Origin of the sequence: Flavobacterium sp. Arc2 (assembly GCF_041431385.1) — a bacterium.
In the GTDB taxonomy this organism is placed as follows: domain Bacteria; phylum Bacteroidota; class Bacteroidia; order Flavobacteriales; family Flavobacteriaceae; genus Flavobacterium.
This window is the reverse complement of sequence record NZ_JASMRH010000014.1, coordinates 101,561-122,054: the sequence shown is the minus strand read 5'-3', so window position 1 is coordinate 122,054 and position 20,494 is coordinate 101,561. Positions and strand designations below refer to the sequence as shown.

Here is a 20,494-nt window from a genome sequence, read left to right as displayed (position 1 = left end):
AAAATTTTTGAGCTTTTGAGTTAGCTCAAATTTTCAGAATAACTTTTTAACTTACACACTTTATGAGATGGTACCAGGATTTATAAACTGGTGTATAATAATGCTAATTTAGTGTTGGATTTTGTATACTCTTTTTACGTTCACTTGACATAGCGTGTCTCTTCCTGTTTTTCATCAAGATACTTTTGTGTGGTGCTATTTGAGCAATGCATATCATTTTTCCACACGAAGCTCATAAAAAAAGTAAATATCTCAGCGCTATTTTTTACCGCAGATTTAATAGATTTCCACTGATTTAAAAAAAAATCCGTTTTGATCCGCAACATCCGTGTCATCCGTGTTCCATTGCCTCTAATTCTTTGACTTTTTTATCTTTTCGATCTATATTTCGTTTATACGCCACTTATATGATCTTATATCATTTACTAAAGAGCGTTTTAACTGCATTTTCAGGAAATACTTATATGACTTATATGTTTAAAAGTAAAATCTGTCTCATTCGCGTTCCATCGCTTCTAATTCTTTTACTTTTTCATAAACTAAATTACTCTCAAATCCTTTACGGAGTAAATTATCACAAAATTTCTTTCTCTTTTTTAAAGCATTGGTCTCAGAGATGTTTTCCCAAGTGCGATTGGATAGTTTTTCAAAAGTTTCTAAGTATTCTTCTGGAGTGATTTCTTTAAGAGCTGTGGTAATCAAACGAGAGTTTATTTTTCTGAATTTAAGCTCGTTTGTAATCCGGATAGTTCCCCAATGTTTAATACGATGTTTTCCACGCGCAAAACTGCAAGCAAAGCGCTCTTCGTTAAGGAAGTTGTCAGATATGAGTCTAGCAATAATTTGATCAATTTCATCTGAGTCCATTTTCATAGATCGCAGTTTAGACTCTACTTCTTCATGACAACGTTCCTGATACGCACAATAGTGTTCTATTTTTTTTGTGGCGTCTTTAATGGAATATACATCGTTCATGCTCGGTTTAAATTTGATATTATTAGAAGTTTTGGATTCAAATTTCGGGTTTTTAATTGGATTTACAAATAATATGACTTTTGCTTGAGTTTCATGTCTTTTTAAAAGGATGTTGGCTTGTTAAGCTAGTACTGTTCGACCCTTTTTTGATTTCTCTAAATTGAAATATAGTGCTAATGTTAAAGTGTTTAATAGATTGGTATTATAATTATATTAGTTCATGAAATCTTATAATAGCATCTCTATTTTTATAGTTCTCTCTGTAGTGTGGGTTTCTCATTGTTCGCATTTTAAGCCTGTCTAAATGTGCATTAATTTAAATTTTTTAGCTTAATAAATTCAGTTTTAATTTTGAGAAAAGCGTGGAGGAAGTGCGTTCCTTTCTTTAAGAGTAATTGTGCTTTAGAATCAAAAAAAAGGGTAAAATTGACACAACCAAGGGTATGTTTCTTATGTAAATAAGTTTGTTACTAAGTGATTAAAATTAGAGAAACGGTGAAATTATTATTTTGTAAGAATTTTCTAATACATGTACTTTAACGAATAAAAAGTACAGATGAGCGAGTTTATTTTTTTGCCAAAATCTATTTTAGTTAATTAGCGCACAATAGCAAATAGTTTTTTTTCTTACAAAAAAACCATTTGCTAAAAGATTTACCACGAAATCAATAAATACCACATGAAGAATTTTTACCCCAAGAATACCCTTTTTTGTATATCAAAAACAACTAATTTATTCCTTTTTATTTGCTTGATGCTGGTTGCTACAACTAGTTTTGGGCAGACTTCTCCACAAACTTATTATGTTTCAGGAAATTCTACCGCAACTAATATCTTCACGGTCCCTTCAGGAGTAACAAGTATCACTGTTGAAGTTTGGGGTGCTGGCGGTGGTGGCGGCGATGTAGGTGGTGGTGTTGGGCAAAATGGCGGTGGGGGCGGCGGATATAGTAAAATAACATTGCCAGTTGATGAAGGAAAAGGATACCCAATATTTATAGGTTCTGGAGGTACTGAAAATATGGATGGTGGTTATTCAAGTTTTGATGGAAGTTATTTAATTGCAAATGGAGGAAAAAAAGCTACTAGTGTTAGTGGTGGAAGCGGGGGCAATGGGACTACTGCTAACGGTAGTACGGGAGGCAGTGGGAATAAAAATAGTGGTGGAAATGGTGGAGACGCTGGTAATGCAAATGGAACTGGGGGAGCAGCAGGTGGCACTTCGGGTGATGGTGCTGATGGAGTAAATGGAGGTGGAGGTGGAGGTAGAGGAAAAAAAGATGGTAAATCAAGTGGTAAAGGTGGTGATGGTTTAGTTGTTGTGTCATGGTGTTCAACATCTGCAGGGACTTTATCAGGAATTCAATACTTGTGTACCTATAATCCGAATAAAACAACATCTTTCAGTTCTACAGTATCTGGAGGAACCTGGTCTAGTAGTAATACTTCTATTGCAACTGTAAATCCTAGTACTGGAGTGATAACATCAGACTGGAATAATTCAGGAACTGTTACCATTACATACAAAGTAGGCGGAGGCTCTTCTGGTTGTCCAGAATATTCCGTTACAAGAAATCTTTATGTTGTTAAAGATCCGGGTGTAGCTGCGGTAATAACTGGTTCAGCTAGTCAATGTCAAAACACAACTGCAAATTATATAGCAAGTCCTGTTTCTGGTTCTTATTCTTACTATTGGTCTTATAGTGGTTCTGGAGTAGTAATTACACCTGCTGCAGATGGTCTTTCTGCAAGTTTTTCATTCAATTCAGTAGCAACATCTGGAAATATTCTTGTTAAATCTAAAAATGCTTGTGGCACTAATAATGGAGGTAATGAATTTTGGGTTACTTTAGGTTCAGCGCCCACTCCTACATATACTTCACAACCAGGAACGAGTACATGTTTAAATACAAATGTGACTTACGCAACGCAGACAGGAATGTCTGGTTATGTGTGGTCAGTTCCAGGAATTTCTGAGACAGATTTTACGATAATATCAGGAGGGATTAGTGCAAGTAATGCCAGTGTAACTTTAAAATGGTTGACAATTGGAAGTAAAACGGTTACGGTTAATTATAGTCAAGGTTGTGCTGGTAGTGTTCCAGCAACAAATACGACATCGGTAAATGCTAATCCAACAATAACAGCACCGGCAACAGGAACAACATGTAGTGGGATTTCATATTTAAGTGGGCCAATCACATCTACAGGGAGTACATTTGATTGGAGTCGATCAACTGTAGCGGGAATTAGTAATGCTGCAGGATCAGGAACAGGAGTTGTTAAAGCGACAGGAGTTACAGAAACCTTAATAAATACAACGGCAGGAGCTGTTAATGTTACGTATATTTTAACTCCAAAATCGACATTAGGTTGTTCAGGAAGTCCATTTAATTTAATAGTGACGGTTAATCCAATCGTAGCCACCCCAACAGTTGGCACAATCACTCAACCAGATTGTATTATTCCAACAGGAAGTGTTGTATTGACTGGTTTACCATCAGGAAACTGGATAATTAATCCTGGTGGAATTTCGGGAAGTGGAAGTAGTATAACAATTGATGGGTTAACAGAAGATACTTATAACTTTACAGTCACTAATGATTTAGGCTGTACGTCAGACGCTACTCCAAATATTAAAATAAAGGCCACTTCTATTGTTACCAATACTTGGAGCAACGATTCTTGGGGTAACGGTTCTTGGAATAATGGAGCTACAACAACTGATCAAAAAATTGTTTTTGCTGATGATTATAACGAGGATGCCGATGTAAATGGTTGCTCATGTAAAGTAACAGGGGGCAAAGAAGTTACAATTAAGTCTGGAAAAACGATGAAAATTGTTAATGAAGTAGAGGTTTTAGCTTCGGGGAAACTTATTTTTGAAAACAACGCTAGTTTAGTTCAAATAAATGATACTGCTGTAAATGAAGGGGATATAATTTATAATCGAGCGGTCACTGGAATTAAAGCTAAAGATTATGTTTACTGGTCTAGTCCGGTAGCAGGTCAGAAATTAGCTAATTTGTCTTCAACCACTAAATATTTATGGAACACAGCGTTAAAAAACTGGAGGGTGCCTGCAACAGCTGATATGACGCTTGGCGTAGGGTATATAATAAGACAAGATGTAGCTGGGGATTTTACGGGAACTTTTGAGGGCATCCCTAATAATGGTAGTATTCCTATCTCCGTAGGTGATTCTGGTAGTTTTAATTTAATAGGAAACCCTTATCCTTCGGCTATAGATGCTGATAAGTTTTTACTTTATAATAGTAAAAATGATGAAAATGATGGAAGTAAGGAAGTGCTAGGGGGAACTATCTATTTCTGGACGCATTTTACCCCTATAACGTTAAGAGGTGAACTTGAGACAGGAACTGCAGGTTCTGGAGATTTAGCTTATACTTCGAATGATTACGCTTCGTATAACTTAAGTGGAGGTGTTAGTACAAAAGCTAAAAGTGATGATTCCTCAGTTGATGAAATTAAATATAAGCCTTCGGGTAAAATTGCAGCTGGACAGGCCTTTTTTGCAACTAGTATAGCATCGGGTAAAACTGCAGTGTTTAAAAACTATATGCGATATAAGGTAGTAGGTGACGAGGAGGCTATTCTAGATAATTCACAGTTTTTTAAAATAAACTCAAATTCAAAAACTAGTAATACTATTGAGAAAAATAGGGTATGGTTAAATTTAACAAACACTGGAGGTGCTTTTAAACAAACCTTGGTTGGTTATATTACCGGCGCAACAAATGAGTTTGATAATGTCTATGATGGAGTCAGCTTCAATGAAAACACATATTGATTTTTATAGTATAAATATGGATAAAAATTTGGTTATCCAGGGAAGAGCCTTGCCGTTTGATGATAATGATAAAGTACTATTGGGTTATAAAACCACTATTGTTGGAGCATTTAAAATAGCGATCGATGAAGTGGATGGTTTTCTTGTCAATAAGAAAATTTATTTAGAAGACAAACTATTGGATAAAATCCAAGACCTAAGTCTAGCGCCTTATACTTTTACCACCGAAACAGGGACTTTCAATGAGCGTTTTGTATTAAGTTATGTTGATAAAGTAACTTTAGCAACTAATGATTTTGAGGTGTTAGAAAATCAAGTTGTGATTACAAGTAAAAATAAGGAAATCAAAATTAATGCATCAATAGATTATATTGACAAAGTATTTGTTTATGATGTAACAGGGAAGCAAATTTTCTTAAAATCAAAAATAGACAAAAATGAATTTATCATTAGCAACATGGGAAATACTGATCAAGTTTTAATCGTCAAGGTTTTGCTACAAAATAATAGCGTAGTTACTAAGAAGATTATATTTTAAACATACACTTACAGCTGTTAAAGAACACCCCATTATACGATTGTGTAATGGGGTGTTGCTTTTTAAAAAAGTAAGGTTTTGTAGTGAAACAATTTTTCTTATTGGGTTCATAGATTTAAAACAAAGCTTGTGTTTTGAAAATATTTTACAGATTTAAATAGCTAATGCTTTTTTATTGGTATGTATTTAAATTCAGTGTTTTATACTTTAAAAATCACTAAAAGTGGGTATTGTAGAAAGAGAATAATAAGAATACTTTTATAAGAGATTGTTTGTTAATGGCTGGTTCAGTAAATACTGAGTTAAAAAAATTAAAAGCAGTTTTCTTACTTAAAAAAATGTCTTTTCTCAGTATTAATCTTTAATGCCTTTTCGTTATGAATGCAAAACTACGTTGTTATTTACTTTTGATATGTTTACTTTTTTCGGGAAGTATTATGGCACAGCAAGGCATGTTAGATACTACATTTAACACCGCTGATGATGGATTTCAAGGAGATGGTTTTGACAACACAGTTAGGGCTGTTGCTTTACAACCTGATGGGGATCTTATTGTAGGTGGTGAATATTTATATTTTAATGGTATTTCATTGCCTTATTTAACTAGGTTAAAACCAGACGGCACAGTCGATGCTTCTTTTAATTTAGGAAGCAGTGTTGATGGGAAAGTATATTCCACATTATTACAAGATAATGGTAAAATTATTATTGGAGGCTCTTTTACGCATTTTAATGGCACGGCAGTAGGAAGATTGGTGCGACTCAATAGTAATGGTTCGCTTGATACTTCTTTTAATACGGGTTTAGGGTTTACTAGTAGTATAGTATATGCAACTGCCCAGCAGGCAGATGGCAAAATTATAGTTGTGGGGAGTTTTACAAAATTTAATACAACAACTACAAACAGAGTGGCTCGACTTTTAGCTGATGGAAGTCTAGATCCTACTTTTACAATAGGTTCGGGTGCAGGTGGACTTGTGAACGAATTAAAAGTGCAAGCGGATGGTAAAATTATTGTAGTGGGTTGGTTTACTACATTTAATGGTTTGCCATATAATAAAATTGTTAGGCTTAACGCTAATGGTAGTATTGATACTAGTTTTGCAACTGGTAGTGGTTTTGATGAGAATGTAACAGCTTTAGCTATACAAGCTGATGGAAAGATTCTGGTAGGAGGAGTTTTTACAATGTACAATGGTATTACAGCAAATAGGATTGTTAGGTTGAATGTTGACGGTAGCTTAGACGCAACTTTTGCTTCGGGAACTGGATTTAGTGACAACGGGGTAAATGTGATTAAAGTTGTTTCTAATGGTGATATTATGGTTGGAGGATCATTTAGTAAAAAATACAATGGTACAGATGTCAATAGATTAGTGTTATTAGATAGCAATGGGATGATTGTTCCAGGCTTTGATATTGGTTCGGGACCTTCAAGTGCTGCAGTTTACGCTATAGAGAATGCAGCCGATGGTTCGTGGTTTGTGGGAGGTTCTTTTTCTGTTTTCGAATCTCAAAATCAGGGAAGACTTGCTAAACTAGAACCTGACGGGACCTTAGATACAGCTTACCTCACTCCTGGGGTAGGTTTTAATAACACCGTATATAAAGTACTTCCTTTGGCTGATAATAAAACGATGGTTTTTGGAAGCTTTACTACTTTTAATGGAGTAAGTTCTGCGCGAATTGCCCGTTTACAAGAAGACGGAACATTGGACCCCACATTTAACTCATCGGCTGTAGATGCCAATAATATTATTAGAAGTGCCATCATTCAACAAGACGGTAAAATAGTAATAGCAGGAAGTTTTACTAGTTATAATGGTGTAAGTGTGAATAGGATTGCAAGAGTATTGTCTAATGGTGCCATTGACCCGTCCTTTTCGATTGGAACAGCTGCAAATAATCTGATATATGCACTTGCTATGCAAACAGATGGAAAAATTATTGTTGTTGGAAATTTTACTCTTTTTAATGGAGCTGTAGCCAATAGAGTTCTTCGATTATTGCCAAGCGGCGCTCTTGATACCAGTTTTAATGTGGGTGCGGGTGCAGATGGAATAGTAGAGGCCGTTTTGGTACAGTCAGATGGTAAAATTGTAGTGGGTGGTCGCTTCTCAAACTTTAATGGAAGTAGTTATAATAGACTTGCTCGTTTGAATTCTGACGGAAGTTTAGATAGCGGATTTTCTGTTGGGGTTGGTTTTGATAAAAATGTTTATGCGTTAGCGGTTCAGTCTGATAATAAACTTATTGTTGGTGGTATATTTTTAAATTATAGGGGTAGCGCTGCGAAGCGGGTTTTAAGATTGAATGCGAATGGGTCTTTAGATACTTCTTTTGCAATGGGGACAGGATTAAGTAGTGGCGAAGTACGTTCACTTTTGGTACAAGCAGATAACCGTATTCTAATCGGGGGGACTTTTTCGGGGACTTATAATGGAACAGGAGTTAAAAGAATGGCACGTTTGCTGAGGAATGGAGTGTATGACACCACTTTCTCAGTGGACTTAAATAATACTTTATTCAGTAGTTGCTTTACTGCGGATAACAAATTAATAATAGGAGGGAGTTTTAATTCGGTTTCAGGTGTGTCTAAGCACCGTGTTGCCCGTATAAAATTGTGTGTAAATAGTTCAGTCTGGAATGGCTCTGTCTGGGACAATGGTTTGCCTACGGTAGACAAAACGCTTGTGTTTAACAATGATTTCTCAGGTTTAAATACTTATAATGCTTGTTCTTGTGTAATTGCGGCAGCTAAGACGGTCACTACTCTTGCTGGTAATTCGTTGTCTTTGATCTTTGATTATTCGGGTGCAGGGACCTTAGTCTTAGAAAATAATGCCTCACTCTATCAGTCAGATGATGAAATTGTCAATACTGGAACTATTTTGTTAAAGAGGAAAACAACACCCATTTTTAGATCTGATTATACCTATTGGTCTTCTCCCGTGGCTAATCAATCGCTTTACAACACCTCTCCTGAAACAAGTTCGAATAAGTTCTTTTCATTTAATCCGAGTTCTAATAATTGGCTTGTAGAAGATCCGAGTAAAATAATGGAAACTGGTAAGGGATATATTATTCGAGGACCGGAAAGTTTCTCGACGGTGACAAGAGCTGTTTATGAAGCTAGTTTTAAAGGTATTCCTAATAATGGTGAAAAGACAATTACTCTTGGGCCTGTATCGAGTTTTAACCTAATAGGTAATCCTTATCCATCTGCCGTAAATTTAGATGTTTTTTTAATAGAGAATGCTGCTGTATTGAAAGGAACAGTTTATCTGTGGTCTCATAATACGCCTATTACTAATAATGTTTATACCTCTGATGATTATGCTGTTTATAATTTATTAGGAGGTGTTGGTACTAACCCGTCAAAAAATGTGGGGGTTAATAATTTTAGACCAGATGGGAAATTGGCTTCAGGCCAATCTTTTTTCATAGCAGCGCTAAGTGCAGGAGGAACGGTGAAATTTAGTAATAAGATGCGTGTTGTGGGGCAGAATTCTAATTTCTTTAAGATGACTTCCTCTCAAAAACAGAAAGAGTTTGCGTCAGTTGAAAAGCATAGGGCTTGGTTAAATATGTCTAATGCGAGCGGAGCATTCAAGCAAATGTTAGTAGGATATATGACTGACGCAACTGATGGTTATGACACTTTTTTAGATGGAACCACTTTTACGGCTAATCAGTATATAGATTTTTATAGTATTTGTGAAGGGAAAAACTTAGTTATACAAGCTAAAGGTTTGCCTTTTAATGATCAAGATGAGGTAGCTTTAGGGTTTAAAACAACTGTGGATGGAAATTATACCATTGAGATAGATGAAGTTGATGGTGCGTTAAAGGAGCAGCAAATCTATATTGTTGATAAACTGAACAATTCGACCCATAATCTAAAAGAGTCGTCTTATAATTTTTCTACTGTAAAGGGGACTTTTAATGATCGCTTTGTCTTACGCTATACTGATAAAACATTAAAAACAAATAACGTTGATGTGATTGACGACGATGTCTTTGTTTTTTCAAAGAACAGACAGTTAAAAATTAACTCTTCTATTGAATACATAGATAGAGTTATAGTTTACGATGTTTCAGGCAAACAACTCTATCAGAAGAACAATGTAAACAGCACTCATTTACTTGTTTCTAATTTACAATCAGGTCGCCAACTATTATTTCTTAGTATTATTTTACAAAATGGCCGCACCTTATTGAAAAAGGTAGTCTATTAATTATTTAAAATCTATTTTGCATAAAAAAACCATCTTATAGAAATAAGATGGTTTTATATAGTTCAATTTTTTATTTTCCTTTGGCCGAAGCTTCAAGATTTTTTTCAATTACATGTCCTGGTCTTGACCATTTTGGTTTTTCGCCTAATGGCGCAAACTGAGAATTTTCGGCTTCAACTGTTGCTGGTTGAGAAACTTTAGTAAATGGTTTTTGTGGGTTCAGCCCTAGTAATTCAAACATTTTCATGTCTTCATTAACGTCTGGATTTGGTGTTGTTAGTAATTTATCTCCTGCAAAAATTGAATTAGCACCTGCAAAAAAGCAGATTGCTTGTCCTTCACGGCTCATATTCATTCTACCTGCAGATAAACGAACTTGTGTTTCTGGCATAATAATACGTGTTGTTGCAACCATACGTATCATTTCCCAGATTTCAACTGGCTTTTCTTCTTCCATTGGTGTTCCTTCAACCGCTACTAAAGCATTGATAGGTACAGATTCTGGTTGTGGGTTTAAAGTAGAAAGCGCAACAAGCATTCCTGCTCTGTCTTCAACACTTTCTCCCATACCTATAATTCCCCCACTACAAACTGTAACATTCGTTTTACGTACGTTTTCTATCGTTTGTAAACGGTCTTCAAATCCGCGAGTAGAAATAACTTCTTTATAATACTCTTCAGATGTGTCTAGGTTGTGATTGTAGGCATATAAACCAGCTTCGGCTAAACGATGGGCTTGATTCTCAGTTATCATTCCAAGTGTGCAGCACACTTCCATATCCAGTTTGTTAATGGTACGAACCATTTCCAAAACTTGATCAAACTCAGGGCCGTCTTTTACATTTCTCCAAGCAGCTCCCATGCATACTCTTGATGATCCGCTTGATTTTGCTCGCAAAGCTTGCGCTTTTACTTGGCTTACTGTCATTAAATCATTTCCTTCTACCGAAGTATGGTATCTTGCTGCTTGCGGACAATAGCCACAATCTTCTGGACATCCACCTGTTTTAATAGATAGTAAAGTAGACACTTGAACTACGTTTGGATCGTGATGTTCTCTATGAATTGAAGCTGCTTCGAAAAGCAAATCCATCATAGGTTTATTGTATATTGTAATAATTTCTTCTTTCGACCAGTTGTGCTTTGTGATGCTCATTGTGCTTTTTTTGATACCTCAAAATTAGCTAATTTGTTCTAAAGAATCATCGCAATAGTTTTAAAAAGTGGATCGACCTTATTTTACTTCTTTCATATTTAATCAGATGTTAGTTTGTTGTTCCAGTAGAATAATAACAACATGGTAACAATCACAGAAAAAGAGATTCCTTCAATAAGCAAAGAAATAGAATACTTAGTTAAAGAGGGGTCGCCTCCTAGTGAGAAGGTTTTTGGCAGCGAATTTACATAGGTGTCTCCTCCATTCATATAAGCAAAAATAATTATTCCAATAATACTCAGAAACACACCTATAATTCCTGTAATTAGTGCAGATGCTGAATCTGTTGCTATGTTTCTTTTTCCTTCGGCGATATTCATTTTTATTGTCCTGTTTATTCCATAAAAAATAAAAAACACACTCAGGAAACGCAAGTAAAATAATTCAGAAAAACCCAATGCGCCCATTAATAAATAATAAGCACTAATTCCAATAAAAATAAGTAATCCATTTAATAATTCTTTAGGTAGTTTCATAGTTTTTTTTAAAAGTTAAAATTCGTTCAGTGACTATTTTTTTTTGAATTGTAAAAGACATTGAACGTTTAAGATGCTAATAAAAAATTTAGCTCCTATTGCGATGGCTGTCTTTTTTTTTAATCACGTAGGTTTTTTTTTAAATATTGAAGCTTATGAAATCTTTTTTATTTTAATGTGGCGAAATTAAGACTTTAAGTCGTTAGTTTTGATTTCGGTTGGATAACATAGTTAATCTGAGGGATAACGATTTTTCCAATACAACATTAATATAAAAGTTACGGTCAAGGCAGAGACAATTCCTTCGATCAGAAGCGTTATAGTATAGGTGACTGCAGTTGGCGTTCCTACAAATAGAAAGGTGTCTGATAATTGTGTAATATAACTGTCACCTCCTTTTGCATAGATATATGATAGTAGTGCGGCGATGCTTAAAAAAATACCTATCAATGAGGTTAGAAATGCAGAAATGGCATTGTGTGATAAAACGGTTTTTCCTTCTAGGTAATTTGATTTTAAAGTTTTATTTGCTCCGTAATAAACAAAAACAATATTGAGGAATCTTAAATAAAATAAATTAGAGAGATTTAATACCTCCATTAATAAGAAATAAAGGCCTATTCCGATAAAAATAATAATTCCGTTGTATAATTCTTTTGGTAGTTTCATATCCTTGGTTTTAAAAAGTTTAAAAAATACTTCTTTGATAAACAGGGTGTTATATATCAAATTTACGTAAAAACTTGATATATTTTATGAAAAGTACTAATAAATTTTTTATTAATTATCCAAGTTCACTTACGTAAGCTATCGTGGCGTTTTTATCTTTCTCCAATTGTTTAGTCAATAAATCAATGGATTCAAATTTTTGTTCAGGACGAAGGTATTTAAGTACTGAAACCGTTAATTTTTGGTCATACAAATCAGTATCGAAATCTAAAAAATGAATTTCAATTGATAATTTTTCTCCAGATACCGTGGGGTTGAATCCGATGTTCATCATTCCGAAAACAATTTTTTGATTGATGATGCTTTTAACGATATAAACCCCATTAAGCGGAATAAGCTTATAGTCTTCTTTTATTTCTATGTTTGCGGTGGGGAACCCAATAGTTCTTCCCAATTGTTTTCCTTTAAAAACAGTTCCAGACAAAAAGTATTCATAACCTAAGTAGGAATTAGCCAAAACCATATCTCCTTCTAATAAAGCTTTCCTGATTTTTGTAGAGCTTACCGAAAGATCATTTATTTCTTGTACAGATATTTGTTCAACCTCAAACCCATATTTTTGTCCAAAACCAATAAGGTCATCGATATTTGCTGTACGATTTCTCCCAAATCTATGGTCATGACCAATGATTATTTTACGGATGTCAAATTGATCGACTAGAACCGTTCGTACAAAATCTTCGGCAGTTAATTTAGAGAAAACTTCATCAAAAGGATGTATAACAAGATTATGAATTCCTAACTTCTGTAATAATTGAATTTTTTCGTCAATGGTGTTTAGCAATTTTATATCAGATTGCTCCTGTAAAACCATTCGAGGATGAGGGAAGAAAGTAAGAACAAGGCTTTCGTATTTGTCGGCTGCAGTATTATCAATAACTCTTTCTAGGATTTTTTGATGTCCTATATGGACACCGTCAAAAGTACCCAATGTAAGAATCGTTTTTTTTGTGGTGCTGAAATCTTTTATAGAGTTAAAAATCTTCAATTGAATTATTTTATGGTTACGCAAATTTATACTATCTATTTTAAATGGGACAGCATCAAGAATTGATTTTTACAGAAATTCTAAAATTAAATAAATTTTTTAAAATTTAAAATTAAATACTTTAATTTTGAAAAATTAATATGTTGTAACCATGAAAAATACTGCTCTTATCCTATTTCTTTTTGTATGGTATTTGCCAATCCATGCTCAAAATGAATCGCCCTGGAAAAAGGTAGGTCAAGGAATAGTATCAAATAGTGGTAAAATCTTAGGTAATCCTAGCTCAGATCAACAATTGTTTTTTCAATTAGACGAGAATAGATTAAAAAAAACGTTGATTTCGGCCCAAGATAGGACATCAAAAAGAAGTGGTGTCGAAATCTTGATTCCAAATTTAAATGGGGTTTTAGAAAAATTTTTGGTTTATGAGTCTTCTAATTTCGAGCCAGAACTACAGGCTAAGTATCCTGATATTAAAGGTTATGCAGGAGTAGGGGTTACGGATCCAAAAGCGTTACTTAACTTTAGCTTGTCGCCAAAAGGATTGCAAACGATGATTCTGCGCGCCGATAGTGGATCAGAATTTATTGAAACTTCTCAGGAGGATCCATCTTTATACGTCCTTTTTTCTTCTAAGGAAAGTGACAGTGGGGTTTTACCATTTGTGTGTAAAACGGATGATGTGACTTTAAATAAACAATTGTTAAGCAAAACTGCTAAGATAGCAGCAAACAATAAGGTTTTTAAAACTTTACGATTGGCATTGTCTTGTACAGGGGAATACGCAGCTTATCACGGTGGGAATAAGGCGAATGCACTTGCGGCAATGAATGCTACGATGTCTCGAGTAAATGGTATATTGAATAGGGACTTAGCGATTAAATTGATTCTTGTTGCTAATAATGACGTTGTCGTATATATTGATGCGGCTACTGATCCTTATTCAGAGGCAGCTGCAGGAGGTAATGGTGCTTGGAGCCAAGAGCTTCAAACAACATTAACGAATGTGATTGGGGATAGCAAGTATGACATTGGTCATTTATTTGGGGCTAGCGGCGGAGGTGGAAATGCAGGATGCATTGGTTGTGTGTGTGAGTCGCCGTCAATTAGTGTTCCATTGGGAAAAGGAAGTGCTTATACTTCGCCTGCAGATGGGATTCCACAAGGCGATAATTTTGATATTGATTTTGTTGTCCATGAAATTGGGCATCAGTTGGGGGCAAATCATACGTTTTCACATGAGCTAGAAAATACGTCTGTAAATGTAAATGTTGAACCGGGAAGTGGTTCGACCATTATGGGATATGCGGGTATTACAAATGATTATGATGTTCAGGCTAGTTCTGATGATTATTTTGCATATGTTAGTATTTTACAAATTCAAACTAACCTTGCGACAAAAACTTGTCCTGTGAGTACGGCAATTATTAATAATCCTCCTATAATAAATGCTGGAGTAGATTATACTATTCCTAATGGAACCGCATTTATTTTAAAAGGAACAGGGTTAGATGCTGAAGGAGATGTAGTTACCTATACTTGGGAGCAGAATGATGCTGCGGTGGTGTCCACTGCAGATAATAGTTTGGCTGTTTCTACAAAACCTGATGGTCCTTTGTTTCGATCTTTATATCCTAGTGCTTATTCTATAAGGTACATGCCATCATATAGTAATGTACTGGCTAATAAATTGACTAGTAAATGGGAATCTGTAGCAACTGTGGCTAGAACCCTTCATTTTGTATTGACAGGAAGGGATAATGCTGCTCAGGGAACTGCCCAAACCAATTCTGATGAAATGATTGTAAATGTGAGCGGAAAAGTTGGACCTTTTGCGGTAACGTCGCAAAATAGCGTTAACATTAGCTGGGTTCGAGGAGGTTCACAAACGATAACATGGAGTGTAAACGGGTCCAATACCTTAACGGGGTCGGCTAATGTTAATATAAAATTGTCAATTGATGGTGGATTAACCTTTCCTACTACATTGGCTTCAAATACGCTAAACGATGGTTCTGAGGCTATCACTGTTCCAAATGTTAATGCCAAGAATTGCAGGATTTTAATAGAGCCGGTGGGTAATATTTATTACGCAGTAAATAGTACTGCTTTTGCTATCGGGTATTCAGTTGTATCTAGCTGTAATACCTATACATTTACAGCTCCCTTTGATATTCCAGAGCAAGCAGCTTATACAACAAGAGTTATTAATGTTCCTTCTACTACTGCTACTGTGAGTGATGTAGATTTTAACGTAAGTTTTACCCATACTTATTTATCAGATGTCGAGATGGAAATCGTTAGTCCACAAGGTACAACGGTAAAGCTGTTTGATAGAAGCTGTGGAAGTACAAATGGTACGTTGTTATTGAAATACGATGATTTGGGGGGAGATATTGTTTGCGGTACAACTACCTTGCAAAATGTCGCTCCTTTTCAAGCATTAGCAGCTTTTAACGGGGAAAATCCATCGGGGAACTGGACATTTAGAATTCGAGATGCCTATTTGAATGATAAGGGGAAACTAAATTCTGCTTCTATTGCTATTTGTACAAATTCATACACGGTATTATCAGCTGAAGATTTTAATATTGATGATTTTGTGCTATACCCAAATCCGAACAAGGGGAATTTTAATATTCAATTTACAAGTCAATCTAATAGTGAAGTAAAGGTCTTGATTCACGATTTGTTAGGAAGAAAATTGTTTGATAAGGAATATGAAAATAATAGCAACTTCAATAAAAATATTCAGTTGCAAGATATTCAAGCGGGTGTTTATTTATTAACTGTTATTGACGGTGATAGAAAAGAAGTTAAAAAGCTTATAATCAAATAAATTTAAATAAAAAAAGGGAAACGTGTAATCATGTTTCCCTTTTTTTTATTTTCCGTTAAACGTGGTCATGGTGTTTTCCAGGCCAGCGGTTCCAAATGACTTGATAATTTCGGATGCCATTTCTAATCGTTCTGGTAATGCTGTTTTCTCTGTGTCGTCCCAATCCCCGAGAACATAATCGATTTGCTTTCCTTTTTTGAATTCGTCGCTAATGCCAAAACGGAATCTTGTATATTGATTGGTGTTCAAAATCAGATTAATGTTTTTTAAGCCGTTATGTCCTCCATCGCTTCCTTTTGGTTTGATACGAATCGTTCCAAAAGACAGATTCAAATCATCAGTAATGACCATAATGTTTTCAAGAGCAATATTTTCTTTATCCATCCAGTATTGTACCGCTTTTCCGCTTAAATTCATGTAAGTGTTTGGCTTTAAAAGAAAAAAGGTTCTTCCTTTAAATTTGTACTCAGCTAGCGCTCCTAGTTTCACGGTCTGGAAGGAGAGCTGTTCTTTTTTGGCAAAATGGTCCAATATTTTGAATCCAATGTTGTGGCGTGTATTGACATATTCAGCGCCTATGTTTCCTAGTCCTACTATTAAAAATTTCTTACTCACGCTTTCTATATTATTTTTTTGGTGTTCGTGAACCTCCGGTTTCATACAATCGGTCTGGTCTTCTTTTTGTTTTGATGAAAATATATCTGATATCCATTTAAGCATACTGCAAAAGTAAACTTAATTAGATAATTTGTCAATGAGATAATTAGTTAATTTGGAGGGGTAGGCTGAAGGTGTTTTCTAAGGATGGAAAAACGTTGTAAAATAGCCCCGATTGTAATAAAAATCCTTTTTGCTTGCCATTTTTGGCGGGCAAAAAGATTGTAATGGAAAGCGGGACTGCTGTTGTGGTAAAAAGAAAGGTATGTGCTCCTAATAATTAAGAGGGAAAATGAGTTCTGGAAGGGGAGGTGTATTTAAGAGTGAGAAACCATCCGGAAGGCTTTATAGGATATAGACTAAATAAAAAAAGCACCAGTTTTACAACTGATGCTTTTAAATATGAGTGAAAAAATATTATTTTTTCTTTCCTTTTGCAGGAGCTCCTTTTGCTGCTTTTGCTGCTTCTTGAGCTGCTTTCATCGCTGCACGAGAAATTCTTACTTGAGCAACAACTGTGTTGTCTTGGTGAATCAATTTGTAGTTATCAGAAACAAGTTTCGTAACGTACAATTTGTTCCCCATCATAAGTGGAGTAATGTCAGCTTCAATAAAATCAGGAAGATTTTTTGGTAAAGCTTTTACTTTCAGTTTACGAGTGTTCAAACGTAAAACACCACCTGCAAGAACACCTTTAGATGTACCTACAACTTTCACAGGAACTTCCATAGTGATTTCTTTGTCATCAAATAATTGAAAGAAGTCAATATGTAAAATTTTGTCAGACACAGGGTGAACCTGGATGTCTTTTAGAATTGCATTGAATGATTTTCCATCTTCCAAGTCAATCACAACTGTGTGAGCGTTTGGAGTGTAAACCAAGCTTTTGAATGCTTTTTCTTCTGCTGAAAAATGTACTGGTTGATCTCCTCCGTATAACACGCAAGGAACCGCTCCAGCATTACGTAAGGCTTTAGTCGCAACTTTTCCCACGCTTTCTCTTTCTGATCCTTTAATTGTAATCGATTTCATTGTAAAAATTATATAGTTATTAAATATTCTACTTGTTTGTGATTACATGATAAACTTCCCACTGATGGAATTATTATGATGTACCATGTGCATAACTTCGGCAAAAAGTGGCGCACAACTCAACACTCTTATTTTTTTTGATTCTTTCTTTAAAGGAATAGAATCAGTAACAATCAATTCTAATAATTTAGAATTTTCTATTTTTTCGTAGGCGTCTCCTGATAAGATGGCATGAGTACAAATTGCTCTTACGCTCAATGCTCCTTTTTCCATCATTAAATCAGCGGCTTTCGCCAAAGTTCCTCCGGTATCAATCATGTCATCTACTAAGATTACATTTTTACCTTTAACTTCACCAATCAATTCCATGGTGCCGATAACGTTTGCCGCTTTTCTCTGTTTGTAACAGATTACAACATCTGATTCTAAAAATTTAGAATAAGCGTATGCTCTTTTTGAACCTCCCATATCTGGAGAAGCGATCGTCAAATTGTCTAATCCTAAACTTTTTACATAAGGTAAAAAGATAGTCGAGGCAAAAAGGTGATCCACTGGTTTTTCAAAAAAACCTTGAATTTGATCTGCGTGCAAATCCATTGTCATTACTCTAGTTGCTCCGGCTGTTTCTAATAATTTTGCTGTTAGTTTTGCTCCTATCGGAACTCTAGGTTTGTCTTTTCTATCTTGTCTTGCCCAACCGAAGTAAGGTATTACAGCAGTAATGTGTCTTGCTGAAGCACGTTTTGCTGCATCAATCATAAGTAGCAATTCCATCAGATTGTCTGAATTTGGAAAAGTGGAACAAACAATAAATACACGTAACCCCCTGATAGACTCTTCATAAGAAGGTTGGAACTCACCATCACTGTAGGTTGACATTGTAACCTTACCTAGTGGGATTCCGTATTCTGCGGAGATCTTTTCAGCTAGGTATACACTTTTTGAACAAGCAAAAATTTTAGCTTCTGGTTCTAGGTGTGACATTTAATTTGTTGTTTTGTAGTTAGTTGTGTGTCTCGTTTTTAACGAGCTGCAAATTTATGAAATTTATTCAACTGTGAAAGGAAAAAATTAAGATTTTTTAGTAGAACTTTTAATATTATTTTTTACATTTGCAGCGTGTTAAAGGAAAAAGATGTTTGGCTACCACTAAATATCTCTTTATTGCGTGAAGTAACTGTTGTTACTTCTGTCTGCTAAGCCCGGATGGCGGAATTGGTAGACGCGCTGGTCTCAAACACCTGTGGGAAACCGTGCCGGTTCGACTCCGGCTCCGGGTACTTAAAAACCGCTTCGAAAGAAGCGGTTTTTTTAGTTTTATACTATTCTGGTATTGCGAAGTCTTTATTTATGATTTACACTTTATAGTAATGTTGTCTTTAAAAAGAAAGACATGTTTTTTTTTGTTATCTCATTACCAGTCGTAATTCCTGTCTGTATTGCGAGGCACTTTTCCCAGTGAAATCTTTGAATGATTTATTAAAGTGTCCTAAATTATTAAAGCCACTTTCATGGGATATCTCGGCGATGTTAATTTGTTTTTCGGCCAGTAATTTAGAGGCGTGGACCAAACGATAGTCATTTACAAACTTTGTAAACGTTTTGTTACTGGTTTTTTTAAAGTACCTACAAAAAGAGGGTACAGTCATCGATACTAAAGAGGCTACTTCTTCAAGTGCAATATTTTCCTGAAAATGATCTTTAACATAATTGTAAACTAGACTCATTCGGTCATTGTCTTTCATTTGTGTTTCAATTGTAAACTCTTCTGCATTTAAGATGGTGCTGTCATTAGATAGTTCTGGCTCATTAAGAATAGTGAGTATACCAAGCAAACGTGCTAAAGGATCCAAAGTGGATAGTGCTTCGATCTGAGGTCCAACAGTTTTTTTAATACGGTCTCCAAATAGAATCCCTTGTTTTGCTTTGTTAAAGAGGTTTTTGATGTTAGCCATTTCTGCAACATCAAAAAAGTGGTCGCCCAAAAAGTCGGGCTTCATTTGGATAACTGTTTCTCTTGAATGATCGGTCTCTTCACTATTAAAACCGCAGTGTGGTAAATTGCTACCTATTAATATAAGGTCACCATCATGAAAATAAGAAAGGTGATTGCCTACTTGTCGCTTACCTGAGCCAGTACTAAGGTATACTAATTCAATTTCTGGATGGTAGTGCCACTGATTGTTATGGTCGTTATTGCTTTTTTCGTGATTTGATATAGAAAATGAACTCCCAAAGGAAGGAACTATAATTTTTAGGTTAGGTATTATAGGTCTCATTTGTTTTGATTTATTTTTATGCAAAGATAAGAAACATTGCGAATTTGTTAATGTATTTAACCTTTATCGATTTCGTTAGTGATAAAATAACGGTAAAGTGTAAAAATGATGCATAATGCGTAATGCGCTTGCTGTAGTTTATGAGTTATAATACAAACGTTGCTCTTTTGAGGTATTAGCGGTACAGCAAATCATAACTGTTTTGTACTTGTCCTTATAATGGAGGTAAAATGTTTGTTTAAATAGTATATAACTGTCTGTAATAACGCTGCATTTTTTTTTTAAGAAATAAAAAGCGTTTTTATCAAATGTTGCATTTCCTAGCGTTAGTGGTTTTGGTTGCGGTTCTTGGTAAGGTAAAATTGTGTTATTTAGTTTAATTTTTCAGATTGAAAAAGCAATTCCGTATTAATTGTCAAATGTGTTTAAAAAGCAGGTTAAAAATAGGAATCTTCATTTTTTATCCGATTTTGCAAAAATAAGATTATTGCGAAATATTCAAAAATAGTGTGCTTTATCGTTTTCGTAAAAGGTAAAATACCGTATAATCGTGAAAAACCTGCATTATATTCAACGAAATGGATGCTGTAGATTTGTAATAGTTAAAAGGATTATAAATCTAAAAACTTTAATTATGAAAAAGATCTTAAAATTTGGTTTGGTATTGTTAGTAGTATTAACAGCTATGAATGTACAAGCTGCAGAGGTAGACTTTT

At 34.9% G+C, this 20,494-nt stretch carries 13 protein-coding genes and 1 tRNA gene; 5 read left to right on the top strand and 9 right to left on the bottom strand.

Annotation, left to right across the window (positions count from 1 at the left end; all coding sequences use genetic code 11):
* Nucleotides 1–495 precede the first annotated feature (495 nt).
* Nucleotides 496–975 carry a regulatory protein RecX gene (locus QO182_RS11480; protein WP_371561713.1) on the bottom strand — a complete coding sequence of 160 codons (480 nt, stop codon included), beginning with the start codon at nt 973–975 and terminating at the stop codon, nt 496–498.
* 679 nt (nt 976–1,654) lie between these two features.
* On the opposite strand from QO182_RS11480, the gene QO182_RS11475 reads away from it, so the two are divergent.
* The 3 genes from QO182_RS11475 to QO182_RS11465 all read left to right on the top strand — a co-directional run bounded on the left by QO182_RS11475 (nt 1,655) and on the right by QO182_RS11465 (nt 9,562).
* Nucleotides 1,655–4,786 (top strand): PKD-like domain-containing protein, encoded by a 3,132-nt coding sequence (locus tag QO182_RS11475; protein WP_371561711.1) that lies wholly within the window; start codon nt 1,655–1,657, stop codon nt 4,784–4,786.
* A gap of 16 nt (nt 4,787–4,802) precedes the next feature.
* Nucleotides 4,803–5,324, top strand: coding sequence for a T9SS sorting signal type C domain-containing protein (locus tag QO182_RS11470; protein ID WP_371561709.1), 522 nt, complete (start codon nt 4,803–4,805; stop codon nt 5,322–5,324).
* Nucleotides 5,325–5,701: 377 nt separating this feature from the next.
* On the top strand, nt 5,702–9,562 hold the full coding sequence (locus QO182_RS11465; protein ID WP_371561708.1) for a T9SS sorting signal type C domain-containing protein: 3,861 nt from the start codon (nt 5,702–5,704) through the stop codon (nt 9,560–9,562).
* Nucleotides 9,563–9,632: 70 nt separating this feature from the next.
* Here QO182_RS11465 and bioB read toward each other — a convergent pair whose 3' ends face one another.
* The 4 genes from bioB to QO182_RS11445 form a co-directional block, all read right to left on the bottom strand.
* The gene (gene bioB, locus QO182_RS11460) at nt 9,633–10,718 is read right to left on the bottom strand and encodes a biotin synthase BioB (protein ID WP_371561706.1); all 1,086 of its coding nucleotides are present in this window, start codon (nt 10,716–10,718) and stop codon (nt 9,633–9,635) included.
* A gap of 98 nt (nt 10,719–10,816) precedes the next feature.
* Nucleotides 10,817–11,254 (bottom strand): hypothetical protein, encoded by a 438-nt coding sequence (locus QO182_RS11455; protein ID WP_371539988.1) that lies wholly within the window; start codon nt 11,252–11,254, stop codon nt 10,817–10,819.
* A 231-nt stretch (nt 11,255–11,485) separates the two neighbouring features.
* Entirely contained in the window at nt 11,486–11,923 is a 438-nt protein-coding gene (locus tag QO182_RS11450; protein ID WP_371539993.1) for a hypothetical protein, read from the bottom strand.
* A gap of 115 nt (nt 11,924–12,038) precedes the next feature.
* On the bottom strand, nt 12,039–12,971 hold the full coding sequence (locus QO182_RS11445) for a bifunctional riboflavin kinase/FAD synthetase (RefSeq protein ID WP_371561704.1): 933 nt from the start codon (nt 12,969–12,971) through the stop codon (nt 12,039–12,041).
* 151 nt (nt 12,972–13,122) lie between these two features.
* Here QO182_RS11445 and QO182_RS11440 point away from each other — a divergent pair, with 151 nt between their 5' ends.
* Nucleotides 13,123–15,810: a reprolysin-like metallopeptidase gene (locus QO182_RS11440; protein ID WP_371561701.1), complete on the top strand. Its 2,688-nt coding sequence runs from the start codon at nt 13,123–13,125 to the stop codon at nt 15,808–15,810.
* 45 nt (nt 15,811–15,855) lie between these two features.
* On the opposite strand, the gene pth is transcribed toward QO182_RS11440, so the two are convergent.
* From pth to QO182_RS11425, 3 genes are all read right to left on the bottom strand, one after another.
* Nucleotides 15,856–16,530: an aminoacyl-tRNA hydrolase gene (pth, locus tag QO182_RS11435; RefSeq protein ID WP_371561699.1), complete on the bottom strand. Its 675-nt coding sequence runs from the start codon at nt 16,528–16,530 to the stop codon at nt 15,856–15,858.
* Nucleotides 16,531–16,884: 354 nt separating this feature from the next.
* Nucleotides 16,885–17,499: a 50S ribosomal protein L25/general stress protein Ctc gene (locus tag QO182_RS11430; protein WP_371540014.1), complete on the bottom strand. Its 615-nt coding sequence runs from the start codon at nt 17,497–17,499 to the stop codon at nt 16,885–16,887.
* A gap of 42 nt (nt 17,500–17,541) precedes the next feature.
* Entirely contained in the window at nt 17,542–18,483 is a 942-nt protein-coding gene (locus QO182_RS11425) for a ribose-phosphate pyrophosphokinase (protein ID WP_371540021.1), read from the bottom strand.
* Nucleotides 18,484–18,699: 216 nt separating this feature from the next.
* Between QO182_RS11425 and QO182_RS11420 the strand changes: the two genes are divergently transcribed.
* Nucleotides 18,700–18,779: transfer RNA gene (locus QO182_RS11420), tRNA-Leu, on the top strand.
* 126 nt (nt 18,780–18,905) lie between these two features.
* Here QO182_RS11420 and QO182_RS11415 read toward each other — a convergent pair.
* Nucleotides 18,906–19,778 (bottom strand): AraC family transcriptional regulator, encoded by an 873-nt coding sequence (locus QO182_RS11415; protein ID WP_371561697.1) that lies wholly within the window; start codon nt 19,776–19,778, stop codon nt 18,906–18,908.
* Nucleotides 19,779–20,494: the final 716 nt, after the last annotated feature.

Excerpts from the sequence above, each read along its gene's own strand:
- bioB (WP_371561706.1), bottom strand. The coding sequence starts at position 10,718 with ATGAGCATCACAAAGCACAACTGGTCGAAAGAAGAAATTATTACAATA.
- QO182_RS11470 (WP_371561709.1), top strand. The coding sequence starts at position 4,803 with ATGGATAAAAATTTGGTTATCCAGGGAAGAGCCTTGCCGTTTGATGAT.
- QO182_RS11430 (WP_371540014.1), bottom strand. The coding sequence starts at position 17,499 with ATGAAATCGATTACAATTAAAGGATCAGAAAGAGAAAGCGTGGGAAAA.
- QO182_RS11455 (WP_371539988.1), bottom strand. The coding sequence starts at position 11,254 with ATGAAACTACCTAAAGAATTATTAAATGGATTACTTATTTTTATTGGA.
- pth (WP_371561699.1), bottom strand. The coding sequence starts at position 16,530 with ATGCTTAAATGGATATCAGATATATTTTCATCAAAACAAAAAGAAGAC.
- QO182_RS11440 (WP_371561701.1), top strand. The coding sequence starts at position 13,123 with ATGAAAAATACTGCTCTTATCCTATTTCTTTTTGTATGGTATTTGCCA.
- QO182_RS11480 (WP_371561713.1), bottom strand. The coding sequence starts at position 975 with ATGAACGATGTATATTCCATTAAAGACGCCACAAAAAAAATAGAACAC.
- QO182_RS11465 (WP_371561708.1), top strand. The coding sequence starts at position 5,702 with ATGAATGCAAAACTACGTTGTTATTTACTTTTGATATGTTTACTTTTT.
- QO182_RS11415 (WP_371561697.1), bottom strand. The coding sequence starts at position 19,778 with ATGAGACCTATAATACCTAACCTAAAAATTATAGTTCCTTCCTTTGGG.
- QO182_RS11425 (WP_371540021.1), bottom strand. The coding sequence starts at position 18,483 with ATGTCACACCTAGAACCAGAAGCTAAAATTTTTGCTTGTTCAAAAAGT.
- QO182_RS11450 (WP_371539993.1), bottom strand. The coding sequence starts at position 11,923 with ATGAAACTACCAAAAGAATTATACAACGGAATTATTATTTTTATCGGA.
- QO182_RS11475 (WP_371561711.1), top strand. The coding sequence starts at position 1,655 with ATGAAGAATTTTTACCCCAAGAATACCCTTTTTTGTATATCAAAAACA.